General features: G+C 70.4%; 21 protein-coding genes. 17 read left to right on the forward strand and 4 right to left on the reverse strand.

Annotated elements, in window-relative coordinates; genetic code table 11:
- Window positions 1-87 precede the first annotated feature (87 nt).
- Both BLT97_RS26395 and BLT97_RS26400 read left to right on the forward strand, forming a co-directional pair.
- The gene (locus BLT97_RS26395; protein ID WP_070200777.1) at window positions 88-1,365 is read left to right on the forward strand and encodes an APC family permease; all 1,278 of its coding nucleotides are present in this window, start codon (window positions 88-90) and stop codon (window positions 1,363-1,365) included.
- A gap of 106 nt (window positions 1,366-1,471) precedes the next feature.
- Complete coding sequence (locus tag BLT97_RS26400) at window positions 1,472-1,978, forward strand: DoxX family protein (RefSeq protein WP_070200778.1); 507 nt, start codon at window positions 1,472-1,474, stop codon at window positions 1,976-1,978.
- Between the two features lie 13 nt (window positions 1,979-1,991).
- On the opposite strand, the gene BLT97_RS26405 is transcribed toward BLT97_RS26400, so the two are convergent.
- Window positions 1,992-2,300: an Rv3488 family transcriptional regulator gene (locus tag BLT97_RS26405; protein ID WP_070200779.1), complete on the reverse strand. Its 309-nt coding sequence runs from the start codon at window positions 2,298-2,300 to the stop codon at window positions 1,992-1,994.
- 224 nt (window positions 2,301-2,524) lie between these two features.
- Here BLT97_RS26405 and BLT97_RS26410 point away from each other — a divergent pair, with 224 nt between their 5' ends.
- Both BLT97_RS26410 and BLT97_RS26415 read left to right on the forward strand, forming a co-directional pair.
- Window positions 2,525-3,196, forward strand: coding sequence for a phosphatase PAP2 family protein (locus BLT97_RS26410; RefSeq protein WP_070200780.1), 672 nt, complete (start codon window positions 2,525-2,527; stop codon window positions 3,194-3,196).
- Window positions 3,197-3,254: 58 nt separating this feature from the next.
- Window positions 3,255-3,470 carry a three-helix bundle dimerization domain-containing protein gene (locus tag BLT97_RS26415; RefSeq protein ID WP_070200781.1) on the forward strand — a complete coding sequence of 72 codons (216 nt, stop codon included), beginning with the start codon at window positions 3,255-3,257 and terminating at the stop codon, window positions 3,468-3,470.
- 75 nt (window positions 3,471-3,545) lie between these two features.
- On the opposite strand, the gene BLT97_RS26420 is transcribed toward BLT97_RS26415, so the two are convergent.
- Together BLT97_RS26420 and BLT97_RS26425 are read right to left on the reverse strand one after the other, a co-directional pair.
- Window positions 3,546-4,181, reverse strand: a complete 636-nt coding sequence (locus BLT97_RS26420; RefSeq protein WP_070200782.1) for an HNH endonuclease — start codon at window positions 4,179-4,181, stop codon at window positions 3,546-3,548.
- On the reverse strand, window positions 4,171-4,596 hold the full coding sequence (locus BLT97_RS26425; protein ID WP_070200783.1) for a hypothetical protein: 426 nt from the start codon (window positions 4,594-4,596) through the stop codon (window positions 4,171-4,173). The genes BLT97_RS26420 and BLT97_RS26425 overlap by 11 nt, the downstream gene beginning before the upstream one ends.
- 567 nt (window positions 4,597-5,163) lie before the next feature.
- Here BLT97_RS26425 and BLT97_RS26430 point away from each other — a divergent pair.
- From BLT97_RS26430 to mobF, 13 genes are all read left to right on the forward strand, one after another.
- Entirely contained in the window at window positions 5,164-5,796 is a 633-nt protein-coding gene (locus BLT97_RS26430; RefSeq protein WP_070200791.1) for a hypothetical protein, read from the forward strand.
- A gap of 62 nt (window positions 5,797-5,858) precedes the next feature.
- Window positions 5,859-6,218 (forward strand): hypothetical protein, encoded by a 360-nt coding sequence (locus BLT97_RS26435; RefSeq protein ID WP_141760732.1) that lies wholly within the window; start codon window positions 5,859-5,861, stop codon window positions 6,216-6,218.
- A 121-nt stretch (window positions 6,219-6,339) separates the two neighbouring features.
- Window positions 6,340-7,227, forward strand: coding sequence for a hypothetical protein (locus BLT97_RS26440; RefSeq protein WP_093614448.1), 888 nt, complete (start codon window positions 6,340-6,342; stop codon window positions 7,225-7,227).
- A gap of 118 nt (window positions 7,228-7,345) precedes the next feature.
- Window positions 7,346-7,768: a DUF6409 family protein gene (locus BLT97_RS26445; RefSeq protein WP_070200794.1), complete on the forward strand. Its 423-nt coding sequence runs from the start codon at window positions 7,346-7,348 to the stop codon at window positions 7,766-7,768.
- A 332-nt stretch (window positions 7,769-8,100) separates the two neighbouring features.
- Window positions 8,101-9,492 (forward strand): DUF3560 domain-containing protein, encoded by a 1,392-nt coding sequence (locus tag BLT97_RS26450; RefSeq protein WP_070200795.1) that lies wholly within the window; start codon window positions 8,101-8,103, stop codon window positions 9,490-9,492.
- A 74-nt stretch (window positions 9,493-9,566) separates the two neighbouring features.
- Window positions 9,567-10,217, forward strand: a complete 651-nt coding sequence (locus BLT97_RS26455) for a hypothetical protein (RefSeq protein WP_070200796.1) — start codon at window positions 9,567-9,569, stop codon at window positions 10,215-10,217.
- Window positions 10,218-10,279: 62 nt separating this feature from the next.
- Window positions 10,280-10,708 carry a DUF6197 family protein gene (locus BLT97_RS26460; protein WP_070200797.1) on the forward strand — a complete coding sequence of 143 codons (429 nt, stop codon included), beginning with the start codon at window positions 10,280-10,282 and terminating at the stop codon, window positions 10,706-10,708.
- 44 nt (window positions 10,709-10,752) lie between these two features.
- Complete coding sequence (locus tag BLT97_RS26465) at window positions 10,753-11,151, forward strand: DUF6181 family protein (RefSeq protein ID WP_141760733.1); 399 nt, start codon at window positions 10,753-10,755, stop codon at window positions 11,149-11,151.
- Window positions 11,148-11,756, forward strand: a complete 609-nt coding sequence (locus BLT97_RS26470; protein ID WP_070200799.1) for a DUF6349 family protein — start codon at window positions 11,148-11,150, stop codon at window positions 11,754-11,756. Before BLT97_RS26465 ends, BLT97_RS26470 begins: the two co-directional genes overlap by 4 nt.
- 199 nt (window positions 11,757-11,955) lie before the next feature.
- Window positions 11,956-12,234, forward strand: a complete 279-nt coding sequence (locus BLT97_RS26475) for a DUF6211 family protein (protein ID WP_070200800.1) — start codon at window positions 11,956-11,958, stop codon at window positions 12,232-12,234.
- Window positions 12,235-12,278: 44 nt separating this feature from the next.
- Window positions 12,279-12,932 carry a hypothetical protein gene (locus tag BLT97_RS26480; protein ID WP_244210006.1) on the forward strand — a complete coding sequence of 218 codons (654 nt, stop codon included), beginning with the start codon at window positions 12,279-12,281 and terminating at the stop codon, window positions 12,930-12,932.
- A 3-nt stretch (window positions 12,933-12,935) separates the two neighbouring features.
- Window positions 12,936-13,112 carry a hypothetical protein gene (locus BLT97_RS38030; RefSeq protein WP_167372517.1) on the forward strand — a complete coding sequence of 59 codons (177 nt, stop codon included), beginning with the start codon at window positions 12,936-12,938 and terminating at the stop codon, window positions 13,110-13,112.
- A 634-nt stretch (window positions 13,113-13,746) separates the two neighbouring features.
- The gene (mobF, locus tag BLT97_RS26485; protein ID WP_244210007.1) at window positions 13,747-18,192 is read left to right on the forward strand and encodes a MobF family relaxase; all 4,446 of its coding nucleotides are present in this window, start codon (window positions 13,747-13,749) and stop codon (window positions 18,190-18,192) included.
- An 18-nt stretch (window positions 18,193-18,210) separates the two neighbouring features.
- Here mobF and BLT97_RS26490 read toward each other — a convergent pair whose 3' ends face one another.
- Window positions 18,211-18,522, reverse strand: a complete 312-nt coding sequence (locus BLT97_RS26490) for a hypothetical protein (RefSeq protein WP_141760734.1) — start codon at window positions 18,520-18,522, stop codon at window positions 18,211-18,213.
- Between the last annotated feature and the right edge of the window lie 2 nt (window positions 18,523-18,524).

Consider the following 18,524-nt stretch of genomic DNA (forward strand, 5'->3'; position numbering starts at 1 on the left):
AGCTGTAGGGCACTCTTCGAGGCGAGATATCGTCTGCCGATATCGGAGTCCGTTAGATGAGCGGTCGTGCCGCCGAGGAGTGTGCCCATGAGTAAGCCATCGACCGCCAGCGGTGTCCCGGACGAGTTGCAGCGGCGGCTCGGCGTGCCCGATGCCGTGGTGATCGGCCTGGGGTCGATGATCGGCGCGGGAATCTTCGCCGCCCTGGCCCCTGCCGCGCACGCGGCCGGCTCCGGACTGCTGCTCGGCCTCGCGGTCGCCGCAGTGGTGGCGTACTGCAACGCCACCTCCTCCGCCCGGCTGGCCGCCCGATATCCGGCTTCCGGCGGCACCTACGTCTACGGACGCGAGCGGCTCGGCGACTTCTGGGGCTACCTCGCCGGTTGGGGGTTCATCGTCGGCAAGACCGCCTCCTGCGCGGCCATGGCCCTCACCGTCGGCTCGTACGTCTGGCCCGGTCAGGCCCACGCGGTGGCGGTGGCCGCCGTGGTGGCGCTGACGGCGGTCAACTATGCCGGGGTGCAGAAGTCGGCTTGGCTGACGCGGGCGATCGTCGCCGTGGTCCTGGCCGTGCTCGCCGCCGTGGTGGTCGCCGCCCTAGCCTCCGGCGGGGCGGATGCCGCGCGGTTGGATGTCGGTTCGGATGCCACCTTCGGCGGCGTCCTCCAAGCGGCGGGGCTGCTGTTCTTCGCGTTCGCGGGATACGCCCGCATCGCCACTCTGGGCGAGGAGGTTCGCGACCCTGCGCGCACTATCCCCCGCGCCATCCCCCTCGCGCTCGGCATCACCCTGGTCGTCTACGCCCTTGTTGCAGTCTCCGTCCTCATGGCGTTGGGCCCGCAGCAGCTGGCGGACGCCACCGCGCCGCTGTCGGACGCCGTGCGGGCCGCGGGCGTCGACTGGATGGCGCCGGTCGTGCGCGTCGGTGCCACCGTCGCGGCGCTCGGCTCACTGCTGGCGCTGATCCTCGGCGTGTCCCGTACAACGCTGGCGATGGCGAGGGACCGGCACCTGCCGCACGCCCTGGCCGCTGTCCATCCCCGCTTCAAGGTGCCGCACCGGGCCGAGCTGGTCGTCGGTGTCGTGGTGGCGGTGCTCGCTGCGACGGCAGACGTGCGCGGGGCGATCGGGTTCTCCTCCTTCGGGGTGCTGGCCTACTACGCCATCGCCAACGCCTCCGCGTGGACGCTCACCCCGGACGAGGGCCGCCCACACCGCTTCATCCCTGTCATCGGGCTGGTGGGCTGTCTGGTCCTGGCCTTCGCCCTGCCCCTGGCCTCGGTCGTCTCCGGGGCCGCGGTGCTGGCCTTCGGAGCCGCCGCCTACGGCCTCCGTCGCGCCGTCGCCGCCCGCCGGGAGTCATAGTCTTCCGTGCGACGCGCCCGCCAGGAGGCGCAAAACCGCCGGTGCCCTTCTGCCTCGCGGGACGATATCGGCATTCGATACTCCCGGAGCAGAGGGGCATCCTCGTATGACTCAGCTCAGCACCTGGCAGGCGAAGCTGACCGGCACCACTGCGCCCGCGGCGGTGATGCTCATCCGCCTCTACGTGGGCGCGGTCTTCCTCTCCGAGGGGATCTTGAAGTTCGTCCGCCCCGACGCGCAGGGCACCGGCCGGTTTGACAAGGCCGGCATCCCCGCCCCCGGCTTCTTCGCTCCGCTGGACGGGGTCTTCGAGATCGTCTGCGGGTTGCTGCTCCTGGCCGGGCTGCTCACCCGGCTCGCCACCGTCCCGATGGTGGTCAACATGCTCGGCGCCCTGCTGATCACCAAGCTGCCGATCCTGTGGGGCGACGCCCCGCTGTTTCCCGGCAAGTCCGGCTGGTGGGACTTCGCCCACGAGTCCCGCACCGACCTCGCCCAGCTATGCGGCAGCCTCTTCCTGCTCATCGTCGGCGCAGGTGCCTACTCCCTGGACGCCCGCCTGCACCAGAGCGCCGCCGGCTCGCCGACCGAGGCGGAGGGGGTCCGCCGCTGAACGATGCGGCCGGTCAGTCCAGTGGGTCGCCGTCGAGGACTTCACGGGCCAGCTCCTTGAGTGCCCTGCGGTCCTCTGCCAGCGACTTCTTCCCGGCCTCCGTGGCCCGGTAGACCCGCCTCGTGCGGCCGTCGACGACCCGCTGCTCGGAGACCAGCAGCCCGTCGGCCTCCAGCCGGTGCAGCGTCGGATACAGCGTGCCGGGACTGATCTGGTAGCCGTGGCGGGCCAGTTCCTCGGTCATCCACGCGCCGTGGATCTCCTCCTCGGCCGCGTGATGCAGGATGTGCAGCCGCACCGCACCCCGCTGGAACTCGCGCACCCCATCCACCTCCACGCCCGATGAGCAGTGACGAAACCGATATCGGCCTTCGAGTCTACGACGCCTGCGGGCCATTCCGGCCCGGCAGCAGGCCCCGGCCCCGTTGTAGTGAGGAGCACACCCCGATGACCAGGACGGACCCAGGCGCAGGCGGCAGCGGCGCACAAAGGCGACCGAGGCTTGCGGCGGCCTCCTGGCTCGCCGAACCGACAGGGAAAGCCGCCTTGTTCCTGGCCGCAGCCACGGCCGGAATCGTCACCGTGGTCGCCGCCGGCTGGCGGCCGGTCCTGCGCATGGACCGGCACGTGGCCGTGGATCTGCACGCCCTGGCACTGGAGCATCCCAACCTCACGCACGCCAACCGCATCCTCACCGACTGGGCCCTCGACCCGTGGACCATGCGTCTGCTGCTCGCCGCCGTGGCGGTCTGGCTGTGGCGGCGCCGGGAGCGGCTGCTCGCGCTGTTCACGGCCGGTACGTCCGCCGTCGAGGCGGGAGTGCGTCAGGTGCTTCGGTGGGCTATCGGCCGCGAGCGGCCCCGCTGGGAACGCCCCGTTGATTCCGCCGACTTCGCCGCCCTGCCGTCCGGGCACGCGATGACCGCGGCTGCCTCCTGTGTGCTGCTGCTGTGGCTGGCCCGGCGAGCCCAGCTCCGTTCCGCCCTGTGGCATACCGCCCTGGCCGGTGCCGTGCTGGCGGTGGCCGGGGCCTGCTTCACCCGGATATTCCTGGGCGTGCACTGGCTCACCGACACCCTCGCCGGTGCCCTGCTAGGCGCCGCCCTGGCCACGGCGGCCATCGCAACCTGGCACAGCATCACCGGCCCCCGCCCCGCTCGGGCCGCGGCAGATGCCAAACCCGCAGCCCCACCCCGCCGCAAGGACCTGCCGCGCTAGCACTCTGACAGATATCGTCAGACGACATCGGATACCGATATCTGAGAGCGAGCCCGTCATGGACAGCGAGCACTCCCTTGACCGCGTGATCGACACCCTCGCCGCCCGCTACCCCCACTTGGACCAGCAGACCGTTGCAGAGGCCGTCTACGCCACCCACGCCCGGCTGCGGGAGAACGCCACCGTCTCTACCCACCTCGCCGCCCTGACCCAGCGGCAGGCCGGCGACGCACTCTCTCGCACGTTGCCCAAGCGCCGACCTCAGCAAGTTTGACCCGCTCGTCCTTGCCCTCCCGTTGGGGCGCTGATAGTCCGACCGGGCTGTGGATAGTGGGCAGTCGGATGGCGATCACCAGAGGCTGAGCGGTCTGCCTTCCGCAATGGCGGCTTGAATGCGGGCTTCGATTTCCCCCTCGGACTCGTGGTTCTCCCGGCCAGCGCGGATGGCAGCGCCGATCGCGCGGGAGCGCCCGGCCGGGCCGCGGAGGTCCGCAAGGGGACTGCCCGGGTCCCTGCGGCGGGCCAGCCATTCGGCCCGGTTCTCCGCCGCCGTGCCCAGCCGAAGGTGTGTCGGCTGCTGGCAGGAGTGGTTGTCGCAGGTGTGGCAGACGGTCGGGCTGTCCGTACCCCAACCGAGCCGAGGGATGACACCGTGCGCGAGCTGGTACCCGTAGAGGTGGCCCGGCACCGTGCCGCGTCGCGTCCTGCCCGGCCGTGACGCCGCCCTGAAGCTGGCGTGGCCGGTGCTGGAGATCCCGCCGAAGAAGAACCAGCAATCCTCGGTTGACGAGGTTCGGTAGACCTTTGCCCAGTACCGGGCCTGAACGGACTCGTTGGCCAGCCAGGACATCCACTCAACAGCCGGTATACGAACAGGCGTTGGCTCACCGATGAGGGAAAGTTGCTCGTCAACGTGAACGGGCCCGGACCCGTTCACCGCCGCGAGCGGGAAGAGTCCGGGCCCGATCTCGTTCTCAGGCGGCATCAGCCCGGCTGTCGTCCGCCGTGACGACCGGGGCCGGGGCGCCCGAGGTCGAGGAAGCCGCGTTTGCTGCATCTGCCCGAGGTTTACGGTTTCGGGTCGTGCGGGGCCGCTCGGCGCGGGCTCGCAGCGATTCGATGATGTCCTTCGCCCGAGCGGCGGTAACAGGTTTCGCCTCGCGTTCCAGCTCCTCCGCCGGGACGCCCAGCAGTTCCGAGACCAACTCGGCGTCGTTGTCGAACAGCCGCAGGACTACAGCAGCAGCCTCCCGCGCCGTGACGTCGGCCTCCTCCTTCGCCTTGGCCGCCTTCACCGCAGCCTCGCGTGCAGTCAGCGCGTGCTCGGCGGCCATCTCCCGCGTCTTCGCCTTCACCGCTTCAGCAGCGCGAACCCGCCGCCGCAGCTCCGACGCGCTCACCGGTCCTGCCGAATTCGTGCTCACCCGTGCCCCCAGTTCTGTTCGAAATCAGTGCTCGTCGTGCGCACCGTAGGCACAGGTCCGCGGACATCTCGAACCACGCCTTCGTTGGGTGCCGGCCAGAGCGAAAGGCAGCCTCCGGCGGGTCCTCCTCGGAGGGGGTGGGGGCTGGTTGGTCGGGTGCCGCGCCGTCGTGGTGCAGGTGGTGAAGGCGGGGTTCCCTCCTCGGCCGGACACCCCAAGGGGCGTACCAGGAACCCGGACACGGCGTCCAGGCCGAGCCGCTACGCGGTCGCTACGCGAGCCAGGACACCGCGCCCGGAACCCTGGTACGGCGGAGCTGTCCGACCGAGGAGGGAACCCCGCCCAGGCCCGTTGTGGCCGGGCCCGGCAGGGCGGGTGCGGGCGGTGGGGTGTGAGAAAAGGCCAGGTCAGGGCCCTTATCCGGGTTGACCTGACCCCTAGAACATGGTTTAATTAGTGATGTCGGAAGGGGAGGGCAACCCCCGACCGGCACACGGCAGGCCGACCGGCCGCCGACAACCTCTCTCACCAGGAGAACGCACGATGAACACGCCTCTCACCGTCGCAGAGCTGGCCCACCCGATCGCTCTCGAACTCGGCGGCAACTGGCGACCGCAGCCCGCGCGCCACGGCGTCCAGGAGCTGGACCACGCCGCCACCTTCACCCACCTGGACGGCCGACAGCTTCACCTCTCCGAGCGGTTCGATGACCCCGGCCACCTGCACATCCGAGGCGCATTCCCCGCCACCGACTACCCGTTCCGCAGGGGCGAGCGCGACACCGTCCGAGTCGCCATGACCGAGGACCCGGCAGGCATCGCGGCCCGTATCGCCGCCGACCTCATCCCCGCTCACCGTGACGTTCACGAGCGGGTGACCGAGCACAACCGCGCGCAGGCCGAGACGCGGCGGGGTGTCGAGGAGGCCGCACGTGATCTCTCCGCCCGCCTCCCCGGAGTCCGGACCCGGGTTGATGGCACATCTGCTTTCGTTTACATGAACCTTGAACCGGGAGAGGTCCGTATCGGACTCGATGGCGACGCGGTGAGCCTCGTACTTAACGACGTGCCCCGGATTATCGCCGACGCCGTTGTATTCGCGGTGAGCCGCTTTCTCCCCAGCGTCCAGACGCCCGAAGACGAGTACGGCGAATACGTCGACGGATACGCCCTCTAATCCCCCACGTTTTAGGGCGGCGCGCTTCCGCAGCGCGCCGCCCCGGGCAGAAAGGCCCTGTGATGAGCGCCGATATATTCGTCATCGAGCCGCAATGGATCGTGCAGGCCCCGCACCTCCGGTGCACCCTCAAACGCGCCCTTGCGCTCCAGGCCACACAAAATGTGTGGTCCAGTACCGAGCACATCAACAACGCCGTAGCGATGGCTTACGGCGATCAACTCCCGGACTCCGGACGTTGGGAGCTGACCCGCTCTCAAATCCGCACACTCAAAATCGCCATTGAGTGGCGCAGGACCAAACGCGCGGCCAGTGATAAGAAGACCGCCCCCGATGTCCTCGAACACTGGACACAGATAGAGGACGAGGTCATAGCCGCATACCGGGCCGTGAGCAACGAGGCGGGTTTGTACTGGATTTAAGGGTTGCCGATCACCCAGAAACATGGTTTAATTAGTGGTGTCGGAAGGGGGAGGGCAACCCCCCGACCGGCACCGTGGGGCCAGCCGGCCCCGGACGATCTCTCACCAGGAGGACCGCGACATGCCCCGTAAGCCGAAGATGACCGACGAAGAGCGCCGGGCCTACTCCGCCAAGATGCGCGGTGAGCTCGAAGCCGTCATGGATCGCGCGTACGGCGCGATGGTCGCCAGCGAAGACTTCTGGGCCACCGTCATGCGCACGGCCGCGAACCTGACCCACCCGGACCGCGACGACCGCAGCCCCACCAACTGCATCGCCATCGCCGCCCAGCACCCCAACGCCACCCACGTACTCAGCTCCGGAGACTGGCGAAAGGCCGGACGCTTCCCGGTCAAGGGCTCCACCTCCCTCCGCATCTGGACGCCGATCAAGCGGCGGCCCGAGGAGGGGCGGGAGGCCACGGCCGCCGCCGATGGCGGACAGCGCGAGGCCACCGGGGAGACCGACGGGGGCGAGGTGCGCAAGGTGTCCGGCTTCAAGGCCGGGCCGGTTTTCGACATCAGCCAGACCGACGGCGACGCCTACGAGCCGCCCGCCGCCGCTCCGCTCGCCGCCGAGGTCATCCGGGATGCCCTGGTGAACCAGTACCGCGACCAGTACCACGAGGACCCGGAGCAGGCCGGAGGGTTCGACTTCACCCAGGAAGCCCCCGACAACGCCGTCCGCATCCTGCTGTACGGCCACGCGTGGCGACGCATCACCGAGGCGGACGCTCCCCTTCCCGGCCAGCACGCCGCCGAGGTCGCCTCAGCCGCCCACGTCGCCGCGCTCATCCTGAACATCACTCCGGGCCCCGCCGTCATGCCGCCGCTCGCGGGCATCATCACCCAGGACAAGAAGCCCCCGATTCACGAGTCCGCCGTCCGGGTCATCGAGACCGGCCGTGCCATCGCCCGCGCCGTCACGACGGCCGCCGAGCGCCGCCGCGAACTTGCCGTGATCGGTTGACCCAGACCCAAGAACATGGTTTAATTAACGGTGTCGGAAGGGGGAGGGCAACCCCCCGACCGACACCCCGCCGGGGCCGACCGGCCCCGGCGGAATCTCTCACCAGACAGGACACAACATGCTCACCACCGACAAGAAGCCCACCGTCCAGGACTTCCCCACCGCGACGCTCGTGATCGGCGGACCCTGGTTCCGGGGCCACCAGCTCGACACCCGCCCCGCCGTCGTCGTCGGCCCGTTCGGCGGGCCGGAGTTCGCGGACGAGGCCACCATGTCCGTGGTCTGGTTCTTCACCCTCGGTGCTCCGCAGCCGGGCGACAGCGTCCAGGCGATGTTCCCGCACGAGCTGACCCCGCTGGACGACACGCTGACCACGATGCACGGCGACACGTTCCGCGACATCGTCCGCAGCCTGCGCCGGGGCCGGTTCGCCTACGACGACGGGGACGCGCTCCGCGCCGCCGTCCGCCAGGCATGGCGCGAGCGGACCGGACTGACCGACGCAGACCCGGCCGCCCGCCACACGCTCCACCGCAGCTGACCAAGGCCCCGCCGGTCCGGGGGAGGGCAACACCTCCGGACCGGCAGGCCCCCAACACCCCCAGCGGACACCCCTTCAGGGCGGCAGGACAGGTCCGGTGCGTTCACCGCCGCCGGCCGACTCCGCCGCCGGCCGACTCCGCCGACCGACGACGGGCACCGGACCGCAGCGGACGCGCCCCGCGGGGGCGCGACAGACTCTGTCGCCGCGCAGGCGCGACGACCCGCGAGCCGATCGTCCCTCACGGCCCGCGCCGGTGGTGCAGCGCCGCTGCCAACGCACGGTCCGCCCTGCGGCCGGACCACAAACTCTCACCAGAAAAGACCAGTTCAGTGACTATCGAGATCACCCACACCCGCCGAGAAGGAACCCTGATCGAGGGGACCAGCCGAGGCGACGGATCGGCCGAGATCCTGCGACTCCGCGAGTACGGTCGCACCCAACGCCAGCCCTTCCGCTGGAGCAGGAACCTTGACTGCTGGTACCTCCCGCACAGCCGCGACCACGCCACCTACACCCCCTCGCTCGAACTCCTCGCGCAGCGACTCCGAGACGCGGGCTTCGAGGTCACGTTGACCGTCGACAACGCCGACCGCCGGAGCTTCAGCGAGGCCGAGGAAGAGCGGGAGGAGAAGGCCGAAGGCCGCGCGGATCGGTTCGGGGGATACGCCGCCAGCGCTGCCCAGTCCTCCGAGGCCGCGTGGAAGAAGAGCCACGACATATCCGAGCGGTTCGCCTTCGGTCAGCCGATCCTCATCGGTCACCACTCAGAGGGCCGTGCCCGCCGCGATCACGCGCGGATGGACGACGCGATGCGCAAGAGCATCGGCGAGAGCGACCGCGCCGCCCACTGGACCGGCCGGGCGCAGGCCGCCGCGAACTACCAGCAGTTCAGGAAGGACCCCGGCCGCACGCTCCGCCGTCTCGACAAGCTGCGGGCCGACCTCCGCGCGGTCGAGAAGTGGCAGCGCGGGGAGTCCGCCAAGGGGTTCTCCCGGAACCCGGCAGACCCGGAGCTGGAGATCGAGCGCCAGGAGCTGACCGAGGAGATCGCCCACTGGGAGAAGGTCATCAAGGACGCCGAAGCCGAAGGCTTCAAGGTTTGGTCGCGGGCCGACTTCACCCGCGGGGACTTCGTTCTCTACCGGGGTACCTGGTACGAGGTCCTGCGGGTCAACCCGAAGTCCGTGACGATTCCGCACATCCACAACGGCACCGGCAAGCGTATCGTCCGCGCCACCGGCAACCAGCACGACGACTGGACATGGACCGCCCCCTACGACGACGTGTCCGGGCGTAAGAGCGCTGACGAGATGCAGCAGCCGCCCCAGGCCCCGGCCAGCGAAGCGCAGGAACCGGCCGAGCAGTCCCCGGCGGTCGAGGAACCGGTGCCGGTCGTGAAGCCGACCGCCGCAGCGGCCCCCGCCGCAGGTGCGAACTGGCTGGACGGAATGGCGCTGGTGCTGATCGCCTCGAAGGGCTCCAGCCGCTCCCGCAAGCGGCGCGCCCTGTGGGCGATGACCCGCCGCGAAGCACAAGCCGTATGCGGCGACCCCCGCACCTCCGGCCGCTCCTACATGCTCACCTGGACCGACCGGCCCGGCACCGAGGGCGCCGACTGGGAATGGGTCCCGGACAACGGCAGCCACGCGCCGGTCCTCAACGAGCTGGGCATCACCCCGCGCCGTGAGTGGACCGCCGCCCCGCAGGCCCCGGCCGCGTAACCGCGCCCCCGCCCGCCCCCGGCGGCCGAGCGCGCCGGGGGCGGGCCCCTCTCTCACCAGAACAGGGCACCACCATGACCACGCAACTCCTCGAACGACCCGCCACCATCACCGTCCCCGACACCGAAGCGGGCAGGTTCATCGTCCCCGCGACCGGTGGCAGCAGCACCGTCCCGACGTACCGCGTCGGCACTCCGGACATCCAGTGCCGATACCCCGTGATCGTTGGCGAAGACCAGGTCATCGGCCGCGCCTACCGGTGGCACCGTGACTGGCTCGTCCTCACCACCGAGGGTGAACGCAACCTTCGCCGCCCGCCCAAGGGGACACCCGGCACCGACATGGCCGCCGCCCATCTCGCGGAGGAGTACGCCGCCGGTCGGATCGGCACCGTCCCCTTGGACCAGGTGCTTGCCGAGGCTCCCACGCCGTTGTGCGGGCCGGTGCCCCTCCTGCACCCGCGGATGCCGGTCAACGATCGCAACACCGAGGGCGCGCAGATCGCGTTCGCGGGACTCGCGGCCCACCACTGGCGGGCAGTCCTCACCGGGTTCCCCGGCAGCGATAACCACTGGTACCTCAACTGTGAATTGTGTGACTGGGAAGGCCCGAAGTTCTGGTCGCACCTGCGCGGGCGCAACGGAGAGCCGCCGAGCGCGCGCCGCCACAAGGGCGGGTGCATCGGAGAGGACAAGGTCCGCCGACTGATCCCCGCCTACCACTAGCAGCCCGACCGGGGGGCGGCGGCAGCGCGCCGCCGCCCCCGCCCTTCCCGAAGGACAGCACCGTGCCGACCCGCCACACCCCCGAGAGCATCGTCATCGCGGACACCCCCGCCGCGATCCTGGAATGGGCCGCCCGCCACATCGAACACGTCGGCATCCATCAGGGCCCGCACCTGTTCGACGGTCCCGGCCGCACCGCCACGTTGCCGTGCTGGCCGCGCGGCGCCCTGCAAGTCGCCGCCGGCCACGGGCGGGGAGCCGCTGGCCGGACGTACGACTGGGACCGCATCGACCGCGCACGCGACCAGGCATTCGGCATCCTCGCGGAAACCCTCGACGGTCACCCAGTCGACGCCGACGACCCCGCCGCCGCCAAGGCCCTGCACCGAGAGGTCATCGACCGGTGGAGCGCCGAGCCCGGACGTACCGCCGCCGACGCCGCCCGCGCCTTCCGCACCGCCGCCGCCCGCGCCGAACACGCCCTGTTCTGACCCCCACCGCCCGCCAGCACTCCGAGTCATCGAAGGCCCACACGATGGACGAGACGACACAAGACCGCAGCACCACCAGGATGCCGAGCCGCCGAGGAGCCGCCACCCCCAGCCGGGACGGCGTGCACCGGCTCAGCGTCCCCCTCCACCCCCGGCTCAGCGCGACCGAGCTGATCCGCGTACTCCTCGCGGCCCCCGGGGAAACCGACCTCTCCGCCCTCGACCCCGTACAGGTCCGGTCGCTCATCGCCGACGTGCTCACCCAGCACGGATATGACGTGCTCGACCGATCGCCGTACTACCCGGAGCTCGACCGTCACCAGGACGCCCGCCGCGCCGTGCGCCGCGCGTACGGGCCGCGGTTCCTCGACGCCCCCGACGAACAGGCCGTGCTCGCGGACCCGCTCCGCGAAGTGCTCGCCGCCGGAAGCAGGAAGTCGTGACCGGCACCATCGCTGTGCGCGCCGGAGCACGGGCACGGCAGACGTACTACTGGCGAGTGCGCAACGCGCGGACGCGCCACTCACCCCCGAGCGCCGGGCAGGCGTGGCACATCCAGCCCGGACATCCCGGCGGGGCGTACTGCGACCTCGGCCACGAGCTGGACCCGCCCTCACACCACGCGCCGACCCTGCTCTCCCGCAGCCGGCCGACTGGCCGCCGGGGGGACGAGCGGCAGTTCCGCGGTGGGTGTCTCGCGTGCGAGTGGGAAGGCCCCGTGCACTCCGGCGACGAGTTCGGGAAGGGTGGCAACGAGGCGGTGGAGGACGCGCACGACCACTGCTTCCCCGGCTGGCGGACGCTGCCACCGATCACCACGGTCGAGGACCGGTGGGCCGTCCCGCGGAACCGGAGCCGCTGGGCTCAGCTCATCGCCCGGTACCCGGCGGGCTGGATCGACCAGGGCGCCCCCGTCGTGGCCTGGCGCCGGTACCGCCGCGAAGCTCACGCTCCGCCGCACGCGGGACGCCCCCGCTACGAACTTCACGTCACCCGGCCACCCAACGACCGGGGCCGACGCCCCACAGATCAGGGGGCCCTCTTCTGATGACCGCCGTCCTCCAGATCAGGGCCCCACCCGCTCAACCCAAAGGTGGTTTAATTACCCCGCCATCAGCGGAGCGGGCAACCTCCGACCGGACGCGCGTCCCACGGGCGCCATACAGCCCAGACAACAGATGACGGCCAGCGCACAAGGGCAACAAGGCGCTGGCCGTCGGTGTCTCTCTCACCAGAAAGACCACACCATGCTATGTGACCGACACCCCGACTGTCCCCAGCCCGGCGACATCGCCCAGCTCACCAGGGGTAACAGCATCGGCGCCGATCCCGGCGACAGCTTCGTCATCGTCGAGGACTTCCCCCCGACCGGCCCGCACCTCGTGCTCAACCTCCCCGTCGACCACCCCGGCCGCGCAGACTGGGCCGCCGCCGTCCCCCTGGCCGACATAGCCAGCCTCACCCGGCTCGAACCGGCGGGCAGCCGTACGTGGGTGCCGGCCCCGGACCCGGACGACATCCAGTGACCGCGCCTAGCGGTCACGACCCCGACCAAGAACAGGAGGCGACCGTGTCCCGCAAGACCGGCCGCACGCTCTACTCACGCGCGGACCTGCGCAAGGTCCACGGCATCAGCGAGCCGACGCTTCAGAACCTCTGGACCGACCGGGAGAACAACGGGCACCCGCCCGTCGCGGACACCATCGACGGCGTCATGCACTGGGACGGCGACGTATGGGCGACGTGGCACCACGAGTTGCAGCGGCAGCGCGCCGCCGCCAGCACCACCAACCCGCCGAAGCTCGACGGCGACCCCGAAGAGATGGTCGGCCCGGCCGAAGCGGCGAAGGTCTGCGGGTTCGCCGACTCCACCACCGTCTCCCACTACGTCAAGAGCCCGCCCGAAGGGTGGCCGGCACCGGACGACTGGGACGAGCTGCCGACCCGGCGTCGCCCGAAGTGGAAGCGCTGGAGGCTCTGGAAGTACCTCGCGGACCGCAAGGGCCGCGGGCACGCCGGCGGGCGGCCCACCGGCCGCCGCGGACTGGCCTACCCCTACCAAGGAGACGAGCGGCTGACCCTCGCGCGGCAGGCCATCGCGGCGAACCCCGGCGCGACGAACGCCGAGCTGATCCCCGCGCTCCAGGAGCAGACGGAAAAGACCTACTCCCGCCCGACCTGGAACAACATCATCAAGTCCGCCCGCGAGCACCCCGAGGAGTGACCCGTGCCCGACACCCGCTGTCCGCGCTGCGGCGGCCCGCTCGGTGAACGGCCCGCACGTTCGCGTCTGACCACCGACCGCGAGGTTTTCATCTGCACCACGTGCGGTACGGAGGAAGCCGTGCGCGAAGCCCAAGGTCAGGCGCCGGTGCCGTTCGGCGAGTGGCCTCTGAACACGTAGGCGTCGGCCGAGCCACACGGCCAGCATGACGAAGGTCCCCGCTCCGATCCGGAGCGGGGACCTTCGTCATGTCACCAGGCGTGCGCGGATCGGGCAGGGCCCAACCAAGACCGCGCGCCCCGACAGCAGGGCGACACGTCAGTGCCTACGAGCCCTCCGCTGGCCAGGAGCCCTCTCCGCCCTCCAACCGATTGCCCGAGTGCGGGGGCGGAGTCTGACGTCCCGGTCCTAACCGGCCCTCGGCGTCACCCCCGTACGCCGGGGAGTCGGAGGCCATCCAGTACGAGCCCGACAACTCGGCGAACCGGTGGGAAGCCGCCGGATGCGGGGTGTGCTCCATACGCGGACCAACGACACAGCCCCCGCAGGTACCGCACCGGCATCGGATCGTCATACCGCCTCAGCTCGTACGGCGCCCCAGCCCGCGCACCTCGCGCAGAGGTAACAGTCCAACAGGACATCAGGCTCCACGAGCCCGATCCGCCCGAGCGACCAGGCCACTCCGAGTGCCCGAGGTTCCCCCTCGTTGATCATGATCTTGATTTGAGAGGACCAAGGTATCGTCACTTCGTGACGATACAATCAGCCAAGACGACCGAAACTGACCGAATAAGAGCGGGGGGTGAGCGGGCCGATGGGATGGGTGACCATGATCGGCCCCTCCGACGAGCAGGTTGAGTACCGCCTTACCGGCGGCCACGGCTGCGGGAAGTCCGTGGCGGTCGACGCCGCCCCCCTCGTCGCCGCCATCGAGGCCAAGGCCGAAGCCGCCGGTGCCCCTGTCGCCTCCCTGCTCGCCAACCGCGAGGCCAAGCGCGCCTTCTTCCGTGCCCGCGGACTCATCCGCAGCAAGGGCACGGCGCGGTTCACCGGGTTCGACGCCGTCGAAGTCGCCGCCGCAGCCGGGCTCGACGCCCGCGACCTCTACGGGGAACAGGCCCTCCCCGCTCGGCCCGCGGATGGACAGGTGGACTACCACCTGGACGCCAGCGAACGGCCCCTGGTCTGGATCGGCGCTGGGCTCGCCGAGTTCGACATCACGCCCGGCAGCACCCTCGCCCCCGAGCAGTTCCCGGCCGCCCGGCGCCTCATGCACGGCGAAGACCCGCGGACCGGGCAGACCCTCGTGGAACCCAAGCTGGCCATCGCGCCGGCCGCCAAGCTCCCCGCCGCCCCACTGGCCCGCGCCATCCGCCGCGCCGCCGCCGAACGCAGTGTGAACCCCGCCTCCCTGCTGGACTCCAAGCGCAAGCAGGACGCCTTTCGCCGGATGGAGAGCCAGCTCAAGAGGTTCGGGGAGTCGCACCGTGTTCCCGTCTCGACGGTGCTGAAGCTCGCCGACGCCGTCGGCATCGACGCCGTCGACCTCTACGGCGAGGGCGTGGTGGAGAAGGCGGTCGCCGCCGAGGCGGGCGGCCGTCTGGACGCCCGCGCGCTCCTGCGTGCGGTCGAGGCGCGTGCCACCGAGACCGGACAGCAGCCCGCCGACCTGTTCGACGCCGCGTCCATGAAGCGCCGGTACGCCCAGACCGAGGGCCAAGGTGCACGTCGTCTTCGGGATCTGCCGATGGACGTGCGCGAAGCCGTCGCGATGGCCAAGGCGGCAGGGCTCGCGCCCGAGGAAGTGTGGGACGCCGAGGAGATCAAGGCCGCTCTTCTCGAAGGCCGCGTGCAGGTCGGCAACTTCGGTGCCGACGTCACCTTGGACTTGGCGAAGTCGAAGTCCGCGTTCCTCGCCTACGCGCCCGAAGAGGTTGCCGCCCAGGTCGAGGGCATCTACACGGCCGCCGGCCGCGAGTCCATCGGTGCCCTGGAACGGTGGACCGCGTACGCCATGCGCGGCCATCACGGCGACGGCGACGCAGCGGAGACCGTGAAGACGAGCGGGTTCTCCGGCTGGATGATGGTCCACCGCGCCGCCCGCCCCGTCGACGGTGCCCCGTACGGAGACCCCCACTTCCACCTGCACTTCACCCTCGCCAACCTGGTCAAGGGCACCGACGGCAAGTGGTCCACGATGGCCAGCGGGGGCCGAGACCTCCACCGGCACACCCGCGCTACCCAGTCCCTCATGAACGCCCGCATCCGCCGCGAGCTGACCAACGAGTTCGGCATCAGCTTCCGCCGCGAGGAGCGGACCGGAGCGTGGGAGATCGCAGCGATTCCCGAGGCCACGATCCGGCTGTTCAGTAAGCGCGACAGCCAGGTCCGGGACCTGCTGACGAAACTCGGCATCGACTACGACAGCGCCTCGACCCGCGAGCGCACCGCCGCCTCCACCGCGTCCAAGGCCGCGAAGAACGGCGAGGCCGCCGGGGTCGGGGACGATGTCCTCCGCGCCTACTGGCAGACCGAAGGCCGTGCGGCCGGAGACGACCCCGACGCCATCGCAGCCAGCGCGATGGAACAGGACCGAGCAGACCAGAACCCCACCCTGGACGAGCTGTGCGCCCAGGTCTTCGACCCCAAGACCGGCCTGACCAGCCACTCCAAGGAGTTCACCCACGCCGCCGCCATCGCCGCCGTGCTGGACGCCCTCCCGTACGGCGTCGCGGACGCCGCCGAGGCCGAACAGCTCACCAACTCCGTACTCCGGCACGCCGGATACGCGGTCCAGCTCAACCCGAAGGGCGCCCAGCACTTCGCGCACGCCGACCGGTACACCACGGCGGATGTCGTGGCGGCCGAAGCGCTGATCGTCTCCGAGGCCACGAACCGGCTCGGGACTCAGGCCGCCGCCGTCAGCAGCGACACGGTCGACATGACGCTGTCCACCGTCGAGGCCCAGCACGGCGGCAGCTTCACGTTCTCCGACGAACAGCGTGCCATCCTCGAACGACTGCTCACGGCCGGGCACGGAATCGACGCCGTCGTGGGCATCGCCGGATCGGGCAAGACCACGATCATGGACACCGCGCGCCAGGCATGGGAGGCGCACGGTCTCGTCATCGCCGGCGCGAGTACAGCCGCCGTCGCCGCCGCGAACCTGAAGGCCGAGGCGGGCATCGAGTCCCGCACCCTCGCGTCCTGGTTGACCGGCATCCGCAACGGAGGCTCCGGCCTCACCGGCGTGGACGTGTTGGTCGTGGATGAAGCCGCGATGTGCGATGACCGTGACATCGCCGAACTCCTCACCCACGCCGCGGAAACCGGCACGAAGGTCGTCGGCATCGGTGACCCCAAGCAGCTCCACTCGCCCGGCATCGGCGGCAGCTTCGCCGCCGTGCACCATCTCGTGGGCGGGCTCACCCTCAGCCAGAATTTCCGCCAGAAGGACATGGTCGAGCGCCGGGCCCTGGAGCTGTGGCGCGACGACAACCGCGTGGAATCGCTCCGTACCTTCGCCGGGACCGGCCGCGTGCACGCTCTCGCGGACAAGGACACCACCCTCGCCGCGATGCTCACCGTCTGGGCCGACAAGCGGGCCGCGCACAACGACGACCACACCGCCGTGCAGCAGCTCCTCATGCTCGCCGCCACCAACGAGATCGTGGAAGAGCTGAACACCGGCGCCCGCGCACTGCGGAAGGAGAACGGCGACCTCACCGGTCCCGAGCACGCCTACGCGCTGCCCGGTGGCGGCGAGCTGACCCTGTCCGTCGGTGACCAGGTCCTCCTTCGAGTCAACGACTACCGGGGCAAGAAGAGCCGAGGGCAGAACGAAGACGTCCTGAACGGCTACCGCGGAATCGTGCGCGCCGTGGACGACGAACGCCGGGTGCTGGTCGAGTGGCGCGAGAAGACCGAGGACGGCCACCGCGACGTTGCCGAATGGGTGGACGCCGACTACATCGCACAGGGCGGGCTCAGCCTCGGATACGCGATCACCGGCCACAAGTCGCAGGGCCTCACCGTCCAAGAGGCTCTGGTCTACGGACCCGGCGCTCAGGCGAACGCCCTCTACACGATGATGAGCCGCGACAAGAAGGAGTCCCACCTCTTCCTGCCGCTCTCCGTCTACGAGACCGACGCCGACCGCGCCCGCCACGGCGACGCACTCACCGACCAGGAACAGCTTGACCGCGCCGTCGCGGGCCTCATCCGCGAGATCGAGACCGGCACCGAGGAACGCATGATCCTCACCGAACTCCCGAAGAACGCGGTCCCCGCCCACGTCCGCCAGGTCGTAGCAGACCTCCCGATCCCGCGCGCCCCCGGCGCCGACGAGCACCACGACGCAGACACTCCCGAACAGGCTCCGGAGCACGAGGACCGCCCCGCACCGGCGAACGCCGAGCCGACCACGGAGCCGGCCACACCCTCGGGACCCGCGCCGACGGCTGACCGTCCATACGCTCACCTCGGGAACTCGGCGCTGCGTGACGCCGTGCGGAAGGCCGCCATCGCTGCCCGCGCCACAACGACGGCGGCCGACAAGGCGGAAGCCGCCGCCGATCGTGCAGAACAGGAGGCTGCTGCCGGTGCAGGCCCCAATTCGCTCGCGCTCCAACGCCGTCATCAGGACGTTGCCGAACGGGCCGTGGCCATCCGCGAAGTCCGGCTGCTGGACGGCACGATCGCGGAACGCACCGCTCGACTGACCGGCACCGAGGCCCGTATCGAGGGTCTTGAACAGCAGCTGTCCGCGACGGGCCGTTTCGGGCGGGCGGCAATCCGCGGTGACGAGCGTGCTGCGGTCGAGGCGGACCGGGAAGCACTCCTTCGTACCCGTGAGGAGACCGTCCAAGAGCTGGAGCAGATGGACACGCGGCTCCAGGAAGTTACCCGGCAGGCCGGACCCGTCAACGAGCACGAAGCTGTGCTGACGGAAGCGGACATGCCGCAGCAGGAAAAGGCCGCGCTGCTTCGGCGGGCCAAGGCCAAGGACAACGAGGCAGCCAAGCAGCTCCGGGCCGAGGCCATCAAGGCTCGCAGCACTGCTCACGGCGCAGACCACCGCGTGTCCGGCCTCCAGAAGGAGACGAGTCTGCGAGCCCAGCACGGACGTCAGCACGTCGATGCCGATGAGTCCGCCGTGCCCTCAGCTCCGAAACCCGACTCCTCGTACGCCAACCGAACCGCGGTGGACCACACACAGCCCGCACCGCCGGACAGCGCTCACGACGCACCGCCCGTGTAAGGAGGACCCCGTACCTTCCTAGGTCGGCGGAGCGAAGACCGCGTTGTCCGGCATCCGGTCGCGGAACGCATCGGGGATGGTGCCCATGAGCCAGAGCCGGCGCGTCACGTGCACGGTGCCTGTGGGATCGTCCAGCAGGACATAGCGGTTTTCCCCGCCCCCTACGTAGCCGATCTCCGGCGGGAACCCTTGCTCCTCGGTCCAGGACAGATAATGGACGCCGTCGATCCGAAGGGCACGACGGCCGTCCGGGTCTTGGTCGCCGAGCATCGCGTACCCCAGGCACATCAGCCAGAAGTCACAAGAGCTGCACACCCGGTATGCAGCCATCC

Origin of the sequence: Streptomyces indicus, assembly GCF_900100315.1 — a bacterium.
In the GTDB taxonomy this organism is placed as follows: domain Bacteria; phylum Actinomycetota; class Actinomycetes; order Streptomycetales; family Streptomycetaceae; genus Streptomyces; species Streptomyces indicus.